13 protein-coding genes are annotated in these 16,102 nt (G+C 71.2%); 4 read left to right on the top strand and 9 right to left on the bottom strand.

Going from position 1 to position 16,102, the window contains the following annotated elements:
• Nucleotides 1–9: 9 nt before the first annotated feature.
• The 8 genes from ACZ5C2_RS33800 to ACZ5C2_RS33765 all read right to left on the bottom strand — a co-directional run bounded on the left by ACZ5C2_RS33800 (nt 10) and on the right by ACZ5C2_RS33765 (nt 9,654).
• On the bottom strand, nt 10–2,649 hold the full coding sequence (locus ACZ5C2_RS33800; RefSeq protein WP_468799870.1) for a SpoIIE family protein phosphatase: 2,640 nt from the start codon (nt 2,647–2,649) through the stop codon (nt 10–12).
• Between the two features lie 267 nt (nt 2,650–2,916).
• Nucleotides 2,917–3,360: an ATP-binding protein gene (locus ACZ5C2_RS33795; RefSeq protein ID WP_468799868.1), complete on the bottom strand. Its 444-nt coding sequence runs from the start codon at nt 3,358–3,360 to the stop codon at nt 2,917–2,919.
• A 138-nt stretch (nt 3,361–3,498) separates the two neighbouring features.
• Nucleotides 3,499–3,912, bottom strand: coding sequence for a (deoxy)nucleoside triphosphate pyrophosphohydrolase (locus ACZ5C2_RS33790; protein WP_468799866.1), 414 nt, complete (start codon nt 3,910–3,912; stop codon nt 3,499–3,501).
• Between the two features lie 23 nt (nt 3,913–3,935).
• Nucleotides 3,936–4,124, bottom strand: a complete 189-nt coding sequence (locus tag ACZ5C2_RS33785) for an SPOR domain-containing protein (RefSeq protein WP_468799864.1) — start codon at nt 4,122–4,124, stop codon at nt 3,936–3,938.
• A 389-nt stretch (nt 4,125–4,513) separates the two neighbouring features.
• A complete protein-coding gene (locus ACZ5C2_RS33780; RefSeq protein WP_468799862.1) occupies nt 4,514–5,266 on the bottom strand; it encodes a GntR family transcriptional regulator in 753 nt (250 codons plus the stop codon).
• A 147-nt stretch (nt 5,267–5,413) separates the two neighbouring features.
• The gene (locus ACZ5C2_RS33775; RefSeq protein ID WP_468799860.1) at nt 5,414–6,622 is read right to left on the bottom strand and encodes a DUF4190 domain-containing protein; all 1,209 of its coding nucleotides are present in this window, start codon (nt 6,620–6,622) and stop codon (nt 5,414–5,416) included.
• 93 nt (nt 6,623–6,715) lie between these two features.
• Nucleotides 6,716–8,296: a S8 family peptidase gene (locus tag ACZ5C2_RS33770; protein ID WP_468799858.1), complete on the bottom strand. Its 1,581-nt coding sequence runs from the start codon at nt 8,294–8,296 to the stop codon at nt 6,716–6,718.
• A 338-nt stretch (nt 8,297–8,634) separates the two neighbouring features.
• Complete coding sequence (locus ACZ5C2_RS33765; RefSeq protein ID WP_468799856.1) at nt 8,635–9,654, bottom strand: ArsR/SmtB family transcription factor; 1,020 nt, start codon at nt 9,652–9,654, stop codon at nt 8,635–8,637.
• A gap of 225 nt (nt 9,655–9,879) precedes the next feature.
• On the opposite strand from ACZ5C2_RS33765, the gene ACZ5C2_RS33760 reads away from it, so the two are divergent.
• The gene (locus tag ACZ5C2_RS33760) at nt 9,880–10,695 is read left to right on the top strand and encodes a M23 family metallopeptidase (RefSeq protein WP_468799854.1); all 816 of its coding nucleotides are present in this window, start codon (nt 9,880–9,882) and stop codon (nt 10,693–10,695) included.
• A 214-nt stretch (nt 10,696–10,909) separates the two neighbouring features.
• Here the strand turns inward: ACZ5C2_RS33760 and ACZ5C2_RS33755 are convergent, their stop codons facing one another.
• Complete coding sequence (locus ACZ5C2_RS33755; protein WP_468799852.1) at nt 10,910–12,436, bottom strand: GH39 family glycosyl hydrolase; 1,527 nt, start codon at nt 12,434–12,436, stop codon at nt 10,910–10,912.
• 377 nt (nt 12,437–12,813) lie between these two features.
• On the opposite strand from ACZ5C2_RS33755, the gene ACZ5C2_RS33750 reads away from it, so the two are divergent.
• From ACZ5C2_RS33750 to ACZ5C2_RS33740, 3 genes are read left to right on the top strand one after another with little or no spacing between them, the layout of a single operon-like run.
• Nucleotides 12,814–14,115: an ABC transporter substrate-binding protein gene (locus ACZ5C2_RS33750; RefSeq protein WP_468799850.1), complete on the top strand. Its 1,302-nt coding sequence runs from the start codon at nt 12,814–12,816 to the stop codon at nt 14,113–14,115.
• Between the two features lie 11 nt (nt 14,116–14,126).
• The gene (locus ACZ5C2_RS33745; RefSeq protein ID WP_468799848.1) at nt 14,127–15,152 is read left to right on the top strand and encodes a carbohydrate ABC transporter permease; all 1,026 of its coding nucleotides are present in this window, start codon (nt 14,127–14,129) and stop codon (nt 15,150–15,152) included.
• Entirely contained in the window at nt 15,149–16,051 is a 903-nt protein-coding gene (locus tag ACZ5C2_RS33740) for a carbohydrate ABC transporter permease (protein WP_468799846.1), read from the top strand. The genes ACZ5C2_RS33745 and ACZ5C2_RS33740 overlap by 4 nt, the downstream gene beginning before the upstream one ends.
• Nucleotides 16,052–16,102: the final 51 nt, after the last annotated feature.

The raw sequence follows: 16,102 nt of genomic DNA, 5'->3' as shown, positions 1-16,102 counted from the left end.
GACGTCCCGTCAGAAGAGGCTCAGCAGCGCCTCCGCCGGGTCGGTGAGCGTCGTGTCGGTGCCGGGGAGGGGGAGTTCGAACCAGACCGTCTTGCCCCGGGGCGTACGGCGTGAGCCCCAGGCCGCGCTGAGCAGGCCGACGAGCTGGAGGCCGCGGCCGCCCTCGTCGGTGTCGCGGGCGCGCCGGCGACGGGGCTGGACCAGGCCGGAGTCCCAGACCTCGCAGACCAGGGTGCGGTCGAGGAGGAGCCGGAGCCTGATCTCGCCCTCGCCGTAGCGCAGGGCGTTGGTGACCAGTTCACTGACCAGGAGCTCCGTGGTGTCGACGAGGGGCTCCATGTCCCAGGCGAGCAGCTGTGCGCGGGCGTACTCGCGGGCGCGCCCCACGCTGCGGGGCTCGCGGGGCAGGGTCCAGTCGCCGACGGAGTCGGCGGGCAGTCCCTGGACGCGGGCCATCAGCAGGGCGATGTCGTCCTCGCCGTGGTGGGTGTCGAGGGTGTTGAGGACGTGGTCGCAGACGTCCTCCAGGGGGGCCGAGGGGTCCGTGAGGGCGCCCACGAAGGCCTGGAGGCCCTCGTCGAGGGGGTGATCGCGGCTTTCGACCAGTCCGTCCGTGTAGAGCGCGAGCAGGGCGCCTTCGGGCAGTTCGACCTCCACCTCCTCGAAGGGCTCCCCGCCGACCCCGAGCGGCATGCCGGGCGGCACGTCGAGCATCAGGGCGGGCTCGCCCGGTTCGACCAGGACGGGCGGCAGATGGCCCGCGTTGGCGAAGGTGCAGCGCCTGGTCACCGAGTCGTAGACGGCGTAGACACAGGTCGCCAGGTAGACCTCGGAGAGATCCGCCTCGCGGGGCCGGCGGGCGGCTCTGGTGGCCTGCTGCACCCCTCCCGCGAAGGCCTGGGAGGGACCGCCGGGGGTCCCGAGGCCCCGGGCGATCTCGTCCAACTGGGAGAGCACCTCGGCGGGTTCCAGGTCGAGCTGGGCCAGGGTGCGTACGGCGGTGCGCAGTTCGCCCATCGCCACAGCCGCGCGCAGGCCGCGCCCCATGACGTCGCCGACGACCAGCGCGGTGCGGTGGCCGGGCAGTTCGATGACGTCGAACCAGTCGCCGCCGACCTCGCTGGGCCGGCCCGTCGCCACGCTGCCGGGCAGGTAGCGGCAGGCGATGTCGAGGCCCGAGGCCTCCGGGTCGCCGGGCGGGAGCAGCGACCGCTGGAGTATCAACGCGCGTTCGTGCTCACGCCGGTACAGGCGGGCGTTGTCGATGCAGACGGCGGCCCGTGCGGCCAGTTCGACCGCGAGGTCGCGGTCGCGGTCGCCGAACGGCTCGCTGCCCTTGGTGCGGGCGAACTGGGCGAGGCCCACCACGGTGTCGTGGGCGACCATCGGCACGGCGAGCGTGGACTGCACCAGGCCGCCCTCGTCGCCCGGCACCTTCTGCGGGCGGGCGGTGCGCAGGGCGTCCGCGCAGGGCGAGTTGAACGAGTAGTGGTGGACGGCGCCCAGCTTGACCGGCTCCCCGGTGCCGCTGAACGGCGCGTCGGAGACGGCGCTGGCGAAGGCGACCCGGCGCACCTCGGCGCTGCCGTCGGCGAGTCTCGACGGGGTCTCGTCACCGGCCAGCAGTCCCTGGTACAGGTCGACGGTGGCCAGGTCGCAGAAGCCGGGGACGACGACGTCGAGAAGTTCCCGGGCGGTCGTCTCCAGGTCGAGGGAGTTGCCGATCCGGGCGCCCGCCTCGTTGAGAAGGGCGAGATTGCGCCGCGCGGCGGCGGCCTCCCGGGCGGCGGCGCGGCGGGCGGTGATGTCGGTTCCCAGCCAGGCGATGCCGATGGGCCGGCCGCTGCCGCTGTGTACGCGGTAGAGGTTGACGGACCAGTGGCGGCGCTCGTCGGAGCCCGGCACATGGCCCGTGACGTGCATGTCCGTGATGGAGTTGCCGGACTCCAGGACCCGGCGCAGGGTCGCCGCGACCCGCTCGGCCTCCCCGCGCGGCAGATAGTCGTGCACGCCCTTGCCGCGGTGGTCGTCGGGGGTGCCACCGAAGATGGACGCGAACCGCTGGTTGGCGCGGCGTACCCGCAGGTCGGTGTCGATCAGCAGGAAGCCGAACGGAGATTGGCCGAATATGGCCTGCGAGGCGGCGAGATCGGTCTCGATACGGCGCAGGGTGCGGACGTCGACGACGATGCAGACGGCGGCCTTCTGCCCCTCCTCGGTCCGTGTCGGCATGACGTAGACCTCGGCGAGACCCTCCCGGTCGTGCTCGTCCGCCGCGAGCGAGTCCGGCAGCCGGAAGGGCACCACTCCGGTCCACTCCCGGCCGTCGAGGATCTCGGCCATCTTGCGCTGGCCGCGCTCCCGGCGGACGGGCTCGATGAACGCCTCGATGGGGTCCCTGCCGACGACGCGGTCCGCGGGGATGCCGAAGACCTGCTCGGCACGCAGGCTCCACTGGTCGACCAGCCCGTCCGGGCCGATGGAGAAGGAGGCGACCTTGATGTAGTCGTACATGGAGCCGGGCGGACTGCTCTGCCACATCCCGACGCCGGACGGAGCATCGCCGGAGAAGAGGCCGTCGGCGGCCCCGCTCCTCGCGCCACCCGACGAGTCCTCGGACTCCGTGGCCTTCGCTGGTATCTCGCTCACGCGAACCGTCCCCTCCAGCTCACCGCGTCCGGCACCGGTCACCGGGGGCGGCTGCCCGCAGTATCCAGCACTACGGCGCCGCGCAACACGGTGTTCACGATCACAGCACGGTCCCGATGCTTTTCGGTCCGCGCCGTGAGATCACTCCCAGTCTTCTAACCAGCGGACACGTCGTCGAATCCCCCTCTTCGACAACGTCCACAGGCCGGAACCGGGCACTCGACGGAAAGTCCGGTCGCGTACACCGGTGAACGGCCGTGCCAGGCGTCATCGCGGCACCGTGAGTTCGAACCACACGGTCTTGCCGGCGGCGCCCGGGCGGGTGCCCCAGCGGCGGGAGGCGGAGGCCAGGAGCTGCAGTCCGCGTCCGCCCTCGTCCTCCGGCCGGGCGGGACGTTCACGCGGGGGGTCGGGGAGCGGGTCGGACACCTCCACGAGGAGGACTTCGGCGAGGTCACAGGGGCGTACCAGGCGGACGCCGATGGGGGCGGTGGCGTACCGCAGGGCGTTGGTGACCAGCTCGCTGACCAGCAGGGCCGCGAGGTCGCCGACGCTCTCGAGGTCCCACAGGCGCAGCTGGTCGCGGACGGCGGAGCGGGCGGCGCGCACGGCTCCCGGGTCCGCGGAGAAGGTCCACGCGGCCCAGTCGCCGTCGGTTCCGGTCACACGGACCACTTCCCCGCCGAGGGAGTGAGGGAGATCCCACCCCATGTCCCGTTTCATGGGGTTAATGGGCACATACCCGATATCCCGGACGGAGTACCGCGTTCGGCGGCGCGTCGTGGCACGAACGGCGCGGAAAGGCGCCCACACTCCGTCACCCCTGCGTCCGCGCGCCGGAGTCGTGCTTCACACGCCCTCCCCGAGGCCGAGGTGGACGAGGGTGTCCCGGACGGCGGGCACATCGTGGTCGAGCCAGCCGACGTCCCAGATCCGGTCGGGAGTGAGCCAGCGCAGCTCGTCATGGTCCTCGAGGGGCCGGGGCTCGGCGGATCCGGGGCGCAGGCGGGCGGTCCACACCTGCATCACGTACGGCGTCCGCAGCGGCCACTGGCCCGGGACGCGCTCTCCCGCCTCGGCGTCGACGCCGAGTTCCTCGCGCAACTCCCGTACGACCGCCGCGTCCGGGGCCTCCCCCGGTTCGACCTTGCCACCGGGCAGCTCCCAGCGCCCGGCCAGTTCGGCGGGCGCGCTCCTGCGGGCGGCGAGCAGCCGCCCCTCGTGCCACAGGGCCGCACCGACCACCACGATCCGCTCGCTCATGCGCCGGAGCCTACGGGAGGGGGTCAGCCGGATGATGTCCCGTTCGGGCCGATCCGCTCGACCCAGTAGAGCCGCCGGTGTCCTCGCCCGTCGAGGCTGTCCGCGATCCGCTCCGCCTCGGCGCGGGTCGCGTACCTGCCCACCCGGTAGCGATTGCCGTTGTCGTCCTGACGCACGACGAGCCAGGGAAGAGTCACCGTGCCGTCGTTCATCGCTCCCCTCCACTTCCCGCCCGCGGTCTGCGCCGCGCCCCGCCCGATAAGGAAACCCCAGTCCGCATATGCCCGACCCTACGCCTTACCTTCACTGAGCGAATACGGCTTTTCACAAAGAGGTACGCAACCAGCCAGAGCACAGGGGGGCGCATGGTGGCGGATGCGCCGTGCGCCCCGGTCGACGCATCCGGTCAGTGGCATACCGCCGGGCGTCCCCGGCTCCGGAGGCGACCTGGGAGAACGGCCAGATCACTCCGGCGGCGGGGCAGCGGTGCACCGTACGGCGCGCCGGAGCGGATGCGGGAGCGGGGCGCGCGAAGGAGCGCGAGGGAGCGATGGGGCGGGAGTTCGAGGGCGGAGGCGGGAGCGTGAGGGCCGAAATGACGCTACTTGACGGGGAGGTGGTAGGCGGCCCGGTAGCGGTCGGCGGGAATGACCACGTCGGCGGTCTCGACCGGCCGCCCCGAGGCGAAGTAGGTGCGCTGGATGACCAGGACGACATGTCCGGGGACACCGCCCAGCAGGACCAGTTCCTCGGCGAGGCCGGGGCGGGCGCCGACCTCCTCCGTGACGTTGTCCACGATCACGTCGATGGCGCGCATGCGCTCGACGACGCCCATGCCGCCGAGCGGGCCCTCCTCGGGCAGCATCACGGGCGTCCGGCCGGTGAGGGCGAGCGGTTCCCAGGAGGTGGAGAGCATCATCGGCTCACCGGCCTCCCTGAAGAGGTACTTGGTGCGCATCACGCGGTCGCCGGGCTCGATGCCGAGCCGGCCGGCGACGGCGGCACAGGCGTCCGCCTGCGCGCTGCCGGACTCCCAGGTGCCGCGGACCCCCGCGTCCGCCTGCTCCTGACGGAACGGCGTGGCCCCGCGCTCCGGACGGAACCCGGAGCGGGCGACCCGCCGGGGCACGGGACGCTCACGCACATACGTCCCCGAGCCGGAGCGGCCCTCGACGAGCCCTTCGGCCATGAGCACCTTGCGCGCCTCCAGGGCGACCGTGTCCGAGACGCCGTACTCCTCGCGGATCCTCGCCTGGGAGGGGAGCCGGGTGTGCGGGGGCAGACGGCCGTCGACGATCTTCTTGCGGAGATCACCCGCGACGCGCAGGTAGGCCGGCTGCTCACCGAATGTCACGGGCCACTCCCATCAGGTTGTACAGACAGCAACAGCGTGGCAACCGTAGGTTGTGCCAGGCAAGCAAAGGCCTGAGAATCACTCGATGTGATGACATGTGCGGGGTGCAGGCTTTACGCAGGCACTTTCTCCCCGCTATGGCGGCCGTCACACCTTCATGTCACCGCTTTCGGGCTCCCGCTCCGTCTCGTCGTCGTAGAGGGGCGGGGACGCGGTCAGGCCCAGAGCCTTGCGTGCGGTGACCGAACCATCGGGGTCGATGAGGTTCCATCCCCGGTCGGAGTGCTCGTAGTAGGTGTCCGCGTCCCCGGCCCCGGCGGCCTCCGCCCACTCCCCCTCCGCCTCCTCCAGCTCGGCGGCGAGCTCGCTCACCGGCTCGTGCGCACCGGCGGGCCACTCGTGCGCGCGCAGCATCCGGGTCTGCTCGGCGACCGCCGCCGCGACCTCGCCCGCCCACGCCGTGTGCCCCGCCAGGTCGTCCTCGGCGAGCTCGGCCTCGGGGGCGTCGTCCAGGGCGTCGTCGAGCACCCGGGCGGCCTCCAGATAGGCCACCTGGTGCGGATCGAGGGTGGTGTCGTCCCGGCGCAGCGAGCCGGTGAGACGGGACTGCCCGTCGCGGTGGCCGAGGACACAGGTGATCCCGCGGTCGCCGAAGCTCCAGCTCTCCCGGGTCGGCACGAAGTAGTACACGTCGACCGTGGCGGGCAGCGCCCAGCGGTCCATGACGTAGTCGTCCTGGACGCCGTAGCACCGCTCGTCGGCGGTGGCGGTGAGGGAGGCGTCGCCCGGGTACGCCCCGCGCGGCAGGGTGACGAGGGCGAAGACCTCTCCGTCGTGCTCCCGCGCACAGGACACCTGGTCGGTCCTTTCGGTCCATCCCTCCAGGCCACCGGGCGCGTTGAAGCAGTCGCCCTTTTCCAGGGCGAGCACACTGCCGCCGCCGCTCGCTCCGTCCTTGACGCCCTCCCAGAAGTCGGCCGCGGCCCCGGAGGCGAGCAGAGCGGTCCACAGGGCGAGTCCGGCGCAGGACAGCAGGGAACCCGCGATCGCCATCCCCCGGCCCCGCTCACCGCGCCGTTTGATCTGCCGCAGCGCGATCAGCCCCAGCACCAGCCCGAGGGCCGGCAGAAAACACAGCACGCCGAAGACCAGGGCGGTGATGGCGACCCCGTTCACGGCGGCCGGCGGCCGGGGACCGTAGGGCCCGTAGAGGCCGTACGGCGCGAACCCGGGTTGCCCTCCGTAGGGGAACCCGGGTGGCGGGTGGGCGCCTTGGGGGCCGCCGGCGGAGTACTGCCCCTGAGGATCCTGCGGGCCCCGGGCGTGCGGGGGCCCGTATGGCGGAGGTATGGACACGAGGCGCATCGTAGGCGGAGGTGGCGGGCCTCGCCCCCGGGGGGCTTCCCCGAGGGCGAGGGTGGTGCTGCCCGTCCGACGGGCGGAGTCACGTCAGAACTGCAGGGCCCAGCCGTTCAGGCGGCCGGAGTCCCACCAGGCGTTGTCGCTGACGCGCAGCTTCCAGGTGCCGTTCGCCGACTCCGCGGAGGCGTCGACGGTGTAGGTGGTGTCGATGTCGTTCGCGCTGCCGCCGGTGCCGTACGACTTCAGCGTGTACGCCGTGCCGTCGGGCGCGATCAACTGGACTTGGAGGTCGCCGATGTAGCTGTGGGTGATGTCCACCTCGACGGCCAGGTTCGAGGGCGCGTTGCCGGAGACGCCGGAGACGGTCACCGGGGACTCGACGGTGCTGTTGTCACTGATGGTGGCGCCCTCGGTGTTCTCGAAGCGGTCACCGGGCGGAGGCGGGGTGGTGCCACCCTCGCCCACGTTCAGCAGCCGGTTGGGCGATCCGCTGCCCGGGTTGCCGACGACGCCGGTGGTGGCGGCGGAGGTCAGCGCGGAGGAGACCTGGGCAGGGGTGGCCGAGGGGTTGTCGGCCAGGTGCAGGGCGGCGGCCCCGGCGACGTGCGGGCTCGCCATGGACGTACCGGAGATGGTGTTGGTGGCCGTGTCACTGGTGCGCCAGGCGGAGGTGATGGAGGAACCCGGCGCGAACACGTCCAGGACGGAACCGTAGTTGGAGTAGCTCGCGCGCGCGTCACTGGACGTGGTCGCGCCGACGGTGATCGCCTCGGTCACCCGGGCCGGGGACTTGGTGGAGGCGTTGGTCGACTCGTTGCCGGCCGCGACGACGAACGTGACGCCGGAGGCGATGGCGTTGCGGACGGCCGTGTCGAGGGCGCTGTCCGCGCCGCCGCCGAGGGACATGTTGGCGACGGCCGGCTTGGCCGCGTTCCGCGCCACCCAGTCGATGCCCGCGACGACCTGGGCGGTGGTGCCGGAGCCTGAGTCGTTCAGCACCCGGACGCCGACGACCTTCGCCTTCTTCGCCACGCCGTAGGCGCTGCCCGCGACCGTGCCGGCGACATGCGTGCCGTGACCGTGGCCGTCCTGGGCGGTGTTGTCGTTGTCGATGGCGTCGTAGCCGTAGGAGGCACGCCCGCCGAAGTCGCTGTGGCTGATGCGGACGCCGGTGTCGATGACGTACGCCGTCACGCCCTGACCGGCCGAATCCGGGTAGGTGTACGAGTTGTTGAGCGGGAGGCTCTGCTGGTCGATCCGGTCCAGGCCCCAGGAGGGCGGGTTCGGCTGGGTGCCGGTGACGTGGAAGGTGCGGTTCTGGACCACGGAGGCGACGGCCGGGTCGGCGGCGAGGCGCTTGGCCTCGGCCGCGGAGGCCTCGACCTCGTAGCCGTTGAGGGCCTTGGTGTAGGTGCGCTCGATGTCGGCACCGTACTTCTTGGCCAGCGCCCGGCCCTCGGCCGAGCCGGAGCGGGCCTCGTCGGCCTTCAGGGTCACGATGTAACTGTCGGCCACCGCGTTCTCGGCGCCCGCGTACTGGATGCTGCCTTCGGGCGCGGCCGGGGCCGCGCCCGCGGGGAGAGCGGAGACAAGGCCCGCGACGAGCGCCGCGGAGGCCGCGGCACCGAGGGTGGCCAGTCTTCGCCGGGGGTGACGCATCACTGCCATGTGAGGGTTCCTCCTCAGTCGGTGGTGCGTGTGCTGTGGGGGGGGTGGTGCGGTCGGCGCACGTGCTTCGCGGGTGGCGAAACGATCCGGCCAATGACAGGATCATGTCAATAACGATGGCCAAGTCCGTGCGTCAGCCGAAAGATTGAGGGTTCCACAGGATTTCCACAAGGGTCCTGCACGAACGTAATGGGCCGGACCCACGACAACACGGCACCGGGCGGGCCACCCCGTACGGGCGGGCCGCCCGGTCGCGCCCGCCGGCCGTCAGTCGCCGGGGCCGCCGTGGAGCCCGGGCGGCGACAAGGGCCGGTGCGGGGCGCCCGGTCGTGACGGTTCTACGGCCGGCCGGGGCCGGCGTCCCCCCGTCGCCGCCCGACCAGGTGCCGGCCACGCGGTGTCAGCCGGTGCGTGACGTGCACTCCGGCGCGTTCGCTCGCGACGAGTCCGGCGTTTCTGAGCACGGTCAGGTGGCCGCTGACGGACGACGCCGGGAGGGTGAGGCACGCCGCCACGTCACCGGTGGTGCGGGTGGTCGCGAGGGCGGTCAGTATGCGTGCGCGGTTCGCTCCGAGCAGCCGTGCGAGGGCCGCGTCCTGGTGGGCTCCGCTCCGGGCCTCCTGCGGGTCGTCGGGGTGCAGCGGATAGACGACGACGGGAGGCAGCCGGGGGTCGGCGATCGCCACGGGCCGGGCGTGGCAGAAGAAGGAGGGGACCAGGCGCAGCCCCCGTCCCCGCAGGCGGAGGGTGCGGTCCATCGGGTACGGGGCGCTCAGGACCGGTTCGCGCCACACGAAGGGCGTGAGCGAGGCCAGCACCGCCCCGAGTCCCCCTTCGAGCCTGTCCGTCCGGCGCGCCCGGTCGGCCGCCCCGGTGGCCTCGACCTCGCTCCAGTCGGGGGCGAGCAGGCTGCGGTGGACGGTGCGGACGGCGTGCGCGACGTCGTCGAGCGACGAGGGGTCGCCGGCGGCCAGGCGGCGCGCCCAGGGGGGCAGGGGCCGGTGGCGCGACACCTCGCGCACCTCACGCTCCAGCCGGGTGCGTGAGGTCTCCCGCAGCACACGCAGGCCGGCGGCGAAGCCCTCCTCCGACTCGGCGGGTGTGAGGAAGTCGGGCCAGTAGGGGGCGTCGGACGGGGCGAGGTCGTGCAGCAGGCGGAACGCGCCCCGCACGTCCGGCCGCCGGGCGCGCTCACGCGCCCGGCCACGCCACAGGCGCAGCCGGGCCGGGAGCCGGTCCGCCGGGGTGGTCAGTACGTGCAGGCCGAGGATGGCCTCCCACATGGGGTCCGGTGAGCGGGCGAACCGCACGTGGAGGAAGTCGGTGGGGGTGAAGTGGATACTCAGCGTTCCGGCCATGTCCGGCATGAAACAGCCTTCGGGTGTCCGGCGGAAGACTCGTTCCCGGGCTCCGCGCGGGGGACTGCCTGGGCTTTTCGACTGGCACGGAAAAGCTTCCCATCCTTGGCATGGCCACGCCCATACACTCGGCGCCGCGACGCGAACCGTCACGCGTGCGCACGCGTCCTCCGGCCGGCGCTCCCCCGAGCCGCCGGCCCGGCTTCCCCAGAAGGGCCCCGTGCCATGTCACTCAGACGCCTCCTGTCCGTCCTCCTCACCTGCGCCCTCGGGGCCCTGGGCCTCGTCGGCCTCACCGCCGCACCGGCCCAGGCGGCACCGAACTTCAAGGCGCCCTACCCCTGCGGCCAGCAGTGGACCTACAGCCATCACTCCGCCGAGGTCCGCCTCGCCCTGGACTTCGTACGCTCCGACGGGGGTGCCACCTCGGGCGCCCCGGTGCTGGCCTCCGCCTCCGGTACGGCGTACCGCTACTACGAGGCGGGCGGTGCCGGCAACTACGTCGTCATCGACCACGGCGGTGGCTGGAAGACGTACTACTTCCATCTGGCTGCCTACTCGATCAGCCACGGCCAGGGTGTCGCCCAGGGCCAGCAGATCGGCACGACCGGCTCCACCGGCGCCAGCACCGGGGCCCACCTCCACTACGAGCAGCTCTACAACGGTGTCGGGCAGAGCATCCGGATCAACGGCGCTTCCCTCGCCCCGTATCCCGGCTCGTACTACCAGAGGTACCTGACCAGCGACAACGGCTGTTCCGGCGGCGGCACCCACTGGGTGGACACCTTCGCCGACGCACCTGGCTACGCCTCGCCCACCAGCACCACCCGGACGGGCACGCTGTACGCGGGCACCAACTACGTGTTCTGCAAGGTCTGGGGGCGCGAGATCCGCGACGGCGCCGGCAACTACAACCACTGGTGGCTGCGCACCGACCTCGACGTGGGCCCCGGCAACCAGTACGTCTCGGCGTACTACCTCTCACGCTGGGGCAACGACCAGGCGCGGGACAACAACGGGACCGTCATCCCCGACTGCTGACCCTGCCGTCCCGCGGGCGCGGGACGGCAGGGCGGGAGGGGCCGGGCTCCCCCGGCTGCGCCCCTGCCTGTCAGGAGCACCCGCGAGCGCCCGGCGCCCGGCCCGGCGGGGCCGGGCAACGTCGCGTACCGCTCCGGCCGAGAGATCATCGCGAGCCGGGTACCTGCGGGCGCGCTCGTCATGCAGACGGCCGCGGAGCGCGGTCAACGGGTGGTCAGGAGCCCTCGGTACCCAGGCCGAACAGCCGGCTGTCGCTCCACCACTCCGGGGTCTCGTCGACGACCGGGATGAGCTCCAGCAGCGTCACCTCGTTGCGGCCCAGGACGAGGTCCACGTCGGCACGCCCTCCGGTGACGGGCACGCTCCGGTGCGAGCTCGCGGGCTCGGCGGCCTCGCGGAGGGCGTCGAGCCGGCGGTCGTCGGGCGCGAGCGGCCGCCCCATCTCGCACCACGCGGCCCAGGGGTTGCCGGCGTCCTCGCTCACGGAGCGGCGGCGCGCGAAGGCGGAGCCCTGTGCGTCCGGGGAACCGACGGGCAGGGACAGCCTGAGTGTGTGGCCGTCGACGGGCCCGCCGCCGGCCGGGTCGGCCGGAGCCCAGGCCAGCGTGGTGACGCGCCCGTCGTCGTGCCGCGTCACGAGGTGGTCCTCGCCCCGGGAGAGGACCTGTGCGCCCATGCCGGCCATGAACGTGTACAGGTGGTAGGTGGGCTTCTTGATCTGACGTTGTGTCAGCAGGCCGAACCCGCCGTGGAACGGCGCGGTGGGGATACCCACCTCCTCGAACACGTCGCTGAACGTCCAGTACGAGAAGGAGTCCGCGAGGTCGCCCCCGTTCGCCAGCACCGGTGCGAGGTAAGCGGCGTGGAACGCGGTGTCGTGGATCGGGTTGTCGGGCCGGTAGGAGGAGTTGAACTCGGTGATGTGGACCGGCAGGTCCGCGAGCCCGGTGCCCGCCAACTGCCGTCGTGGGGCGCCGAACTGCTCCAGCAGCGCCGACGCCGGCATGAGCGTCTGGTGCGCGCCGAAGGGCACCGGCTGGACGGGGCCGGAGGAGTAGGCGTGGCGGCTCACGAAGTCGATCGGCAGGTCGCGGGCCTCGACGAAGTCGGCGAAGCGCCGGATCCATCCGTCCTCGTAACCCGGCGCCAGTGAGGGGCCGCCGACCTGGAGTTCGGCGTCGACCTCCTTCACCGCCAGCGAGGTCACCTCGTAGAGGCGGTGGTACGCGTCCTGGCCGGCGGACCAGAAGATCTCCAGGTTGGGCTCGTTCCACACCTCGATCGGCCACCGGCGCACCTGCTCGATGCCGTAGCGGTCGACCAGGTGCCCGATGACGGCGCGGACGAGGTCCGCCCACTCCTTCTCGTCGCGGGGAGGGGTGATGTTGCCCTTCCACCAGAACACGGTGTCGTCGCCGGAGGCGAGCCCGGACGGCATGAAGCCGAGTTCGAGGAAGGGCGCGATGCCCCTCTCCAGGTAGGCGTCCACCACCTGGTCGACGTACAGGAAGGCGTGGCGCACGCGCCGCTCGCCGGCGTGGTCGTAGGGCTGGTGGACGCCCATCCCGTCACTGAGCAGGCCGTGGCCCCGGATGTGACGGAATCCGATCTCCTTCTGGACGAGATCGAGCGACTCCTGGTAGTCGCGCCTCAGCGCGAGGTCCAACCTTCCCGTGCCGACGCAGTGGCGCCAGGCGTCGGAGAGCTGCGCCGTCGGCCGGCGGGGAACGACGATCCGCATCGTGGAGGCTCCTTGCTCCGGTTCGGTGAGGGGTGGTGCGGGTGCGGCCGGCGAGGGTCGGGTGAGTGGACCGGCCGCGCTCCCGCCCTGCGTGGCGCCCCCCGCGGGGACGGTGAGAGCGGCGTCAGGGCGTCGAGCCGTCCCCCGTGGGCGCTCGGTGGTGCGTGACGACGGTTGCCTTCCCGCTACGCCCGTGCCCCTGGTACGTGACCACCGGCGAGGGCGCCTCATCGGTAACGATCGCACAACTTGCGAAAACTACTGGTTGCCGTTCGTTCTTTTCGCACTGTACACCTTGCCTCACCTTTCCAGAGGGCCCCCAATAGTTGCGCAAATTAACCCTGGTTGCTTACCCGACAACGAAGTAGGGAGTTTCCATGACGACGAGGAAAACCCGCAGCGCCACCGCTGCCGCGATCGGCTTGTGCATCGCACTCGCCGCCACCGGCTGCGCCGGCGGCAGCGACCTCGACGACGGCGCCGGTTCGTCCGACGGAAAGGTCAAACTGACCTTCTGGGGGAACGCGACGACCGGGGCGGGAAAGCAGTTCTGGGAGGACGCCGCGAAGGCGTACGAGGCGAAGCACCCGAACGTCACGATCAAGATCCAGACGATCCAGAACGAGGACTTCGACGGCAAGCTGCAGACCGCGCTCAACTCGAGCTCCGCGCCCGACATCTTCCTGCAGCGCGGTGGCGGCAAGATGCAGGCCATGGCCGAGGCGGGCCAGATCCAGGCGCTGGAGCTGACCGACAGCGACAGGACGAACGTGGGCGAGGCAGCCATCGCGGGCGTCTCGATCGACGGCAAGACCTACGCGATGCCGGTCGACACACAGCCCGAGGGCATCTACTACAGCAAGGACCTGTTCAAGAAGGCCGGCATCACCTCGCCGCCGAAGACGATGGACGAGCTCCAAACCGCCGTCACGAAGCTGAAGGCGATCGACGTCGCGCCGATCGCGGTCGGCGCCAAGGACGCCTGGCCGGCCGCGCACTGGTACTACAACTTCGCCGTGCGCGAGTGCAGCCAGGACACCATGGAGGCGGCCGCCAAGTCGCTCGAGTTCGACGACGCGTGCTGGACCAAGGCCGGCGAGGACCTGGCCTCGTTCCTGGAGACCGAACCCTTCCAGAAGGGCTACCTGACGGCGTCGGCGCAGCAGGGCGCCGGGTCGTCGGCGGGCATGCTCGCCAACCACAAGGCGGCCATGGAGCTCATGGGCAACTGGAACCCCGGCGTGATCGCCGGCCTGACCCCGGACGAGAAGCCGCTCCCCGACCTGGGCTGGTTCCCCTTCCCCGCCGTGGCCGGCGGCCAGGGCGACCCGACCGCCATCATGGGCGGCGCCGGCGGATTCTCGCTGTCCAAGAACGCGCCGAAGGAGGCCCTCGGCTTCCTCCAGTTCGTCGTGACCAAGGACCAGCAGGAGGCCTATGCCGAGGCCTTCGACACGATCCCGGTCAACAAGGCCGCGCAGGGCGTCGTCACCGACTCCTACAACATCTCGGCCCTTCAGGCCTTCAACAAGGCCGCGTACTCCATGCAGTTCCTTGACACCCAGTACGGCCAGAACGTCGGCAACGCGATGAACGTCGCCGTCGTGAACCTGATGGCCGGCAAGGGCACCGCCGCCGACATCGTCAAGGACGTCAACGCGGCCGCCGAGAAGGGCTGAGTAAGCAGACCATGAGCGACACCCTGGGTACTGACACGGCCGACGGCCGCCAGTCGCAGGGCACGCCTCGAGCCGGGGACGCGGCCGAGCCCGCGCCCCCGGCTCCGCCGCGAGCGGCTGCCCGCCGCCGGGGCCGTGCCCGGATGCGACTCGAGATCGCCGCCCTGTCCGCACCGGCGATCATCATGTTCCTGACATTCGTGATCTTCCCGGTCGTGCTCGCCGCGTACTACGGCTTCTACCGGTGGAAGGGTTACGGGGAGCCCACCGACTGGGTCGGCCTGAACAACTACGAGCTGATCCTCACCGACTCCGCGTTCCAGGACGTCCTGTGGCACAACGGCCTCATCCTGGTGCTCTCACTGGTCATCCAGGGCCCGCTCGCCATCGGTCTCGCGCTCCTGCTCAACCAGAAGGTCCGCGGCCGCTCGGTCATCCGCGTCCTGATCTTCGTGCCCTACATCATCTCCGAGGTCATCGTCGGCACCGGCTGGAGCCTGATGCTCCAGAGCAACGGCGCCCTCAACGACCTGCTGCACGGGATCGGCCTGGGATCCCTGGAGGCCGACTGGCTCGCCGACCCGGACCTGGCCATCTGGACGCTGATGGCCATCATCACCTGGAAGTACATCGGCTTCGCGGTGATCCTGATGCTCGCCGGCCTGCAGTCGATCCCTGATGAACTCTTCGAGGCCGCGCAGATCGACGGCGCCTCCTACTGGCAGATCCAGCGCCGCGTCACACTGCCGCTGCTGGGGCCGACGATCCGCATCTGGGCGTTCCTGTCGATCATCGGCTCGCTGCAGCTGTTCGACCTCATCTACATCATCTGGGGCCAGTACGTCTCGGGCACCGCGGGCACCTCGACCATGGCCATCTACATGCTCGCCGAGGGCCGCAACGCGGGCAACTACGGCTACGGCAGCGCCGTCGCGGTCGTCATGTTCGTGATCTCTCTCGTCGTCGCGCTGATCTACCAGCGCTTCGTCCTGCGCCGCGACCTCCAGGGCGCCGTCACCGAAGGGACCGTGCGATGAGCGCGACGACCGCCGGCTCCCGGACGTCCCCCGCGGCGGAGCCGCATACCCCCACCGGCCGGCGCGGCCACCGGGACACCCCGGAGAAGTGGGGGCACCCCTTCACCTACTTCATCGCGCTGCTCTTCATCGGCGTCTGCGTCGCCCCGGTGCTCTACATCGTGCTCGGCGGATTCCGCACCAACGCGCAGATCACCTCGAGCCCGGCCGGCCTGCCGCAGCCCTGGGTCGTCGACAACTACACCAGCGTCCTGAAGTCGAGGCTCTTCTGGGGCGAGTTCGTCAACTCCCTCGTCGTCGGGCTCGCGAGCACCGTCGGCATCGTCGTCCTCGGCCTGATGGTCAGCTTCGTGATCGCACGGTACGACTTCAGGCTCAAGGGCGCGATGTACTCCCTGTTCGCCGCGGGCCTGATGTTCCCGATGGTCGTCGCGATCACCCCGCTGTACCTCGTCATCAAGGACTTCGGCCTCGTCGACAACCTGCTCGGCGTGATCGTCCCGCAGATCGCCTTCGGACTGCCGGTGACCGTCATCATCCTGGTGCCGTTCCTCAGGGCCATCCCGAACGAGATCGAGGAGGCCGCCGCGATCGACGGGGCGAGCCGGCTCGGGTTCTTCTTCCGCATGGTGATCCCGCTGTCGCTGCCCGGTGTGGTCACCGTCAGCATCCTCGCGTTCATCGGCAGCTGGAACAACTACGTCCTGCCCCTCTACGTCATCAACACACAGGCGAACTACACCCTGCCGCTCGGCGTCCAGGCGTTCTCCTCGCAGTACTCCACGAACACGGCGCAGGTCCTCGCGTTCACCTCACTCGCCATGCTGCCGGCACTGATCTTCTTCTCGGTCTTCGAGAAGCGGATCGTCGGAGGTCTCACCGGCGCAGTGAAGGGCTGAGACCCGGCTCCGGGATCCGATCCCGGGCCGTCTCACGCCTGCCCCCGCCCC

Source organism: Streptomyces sp. NPDC031365 (genome assembly GCF_055569765.1).
This window is presented reverse-complemented; position numbering and strand designations above follow the sequence as displayed.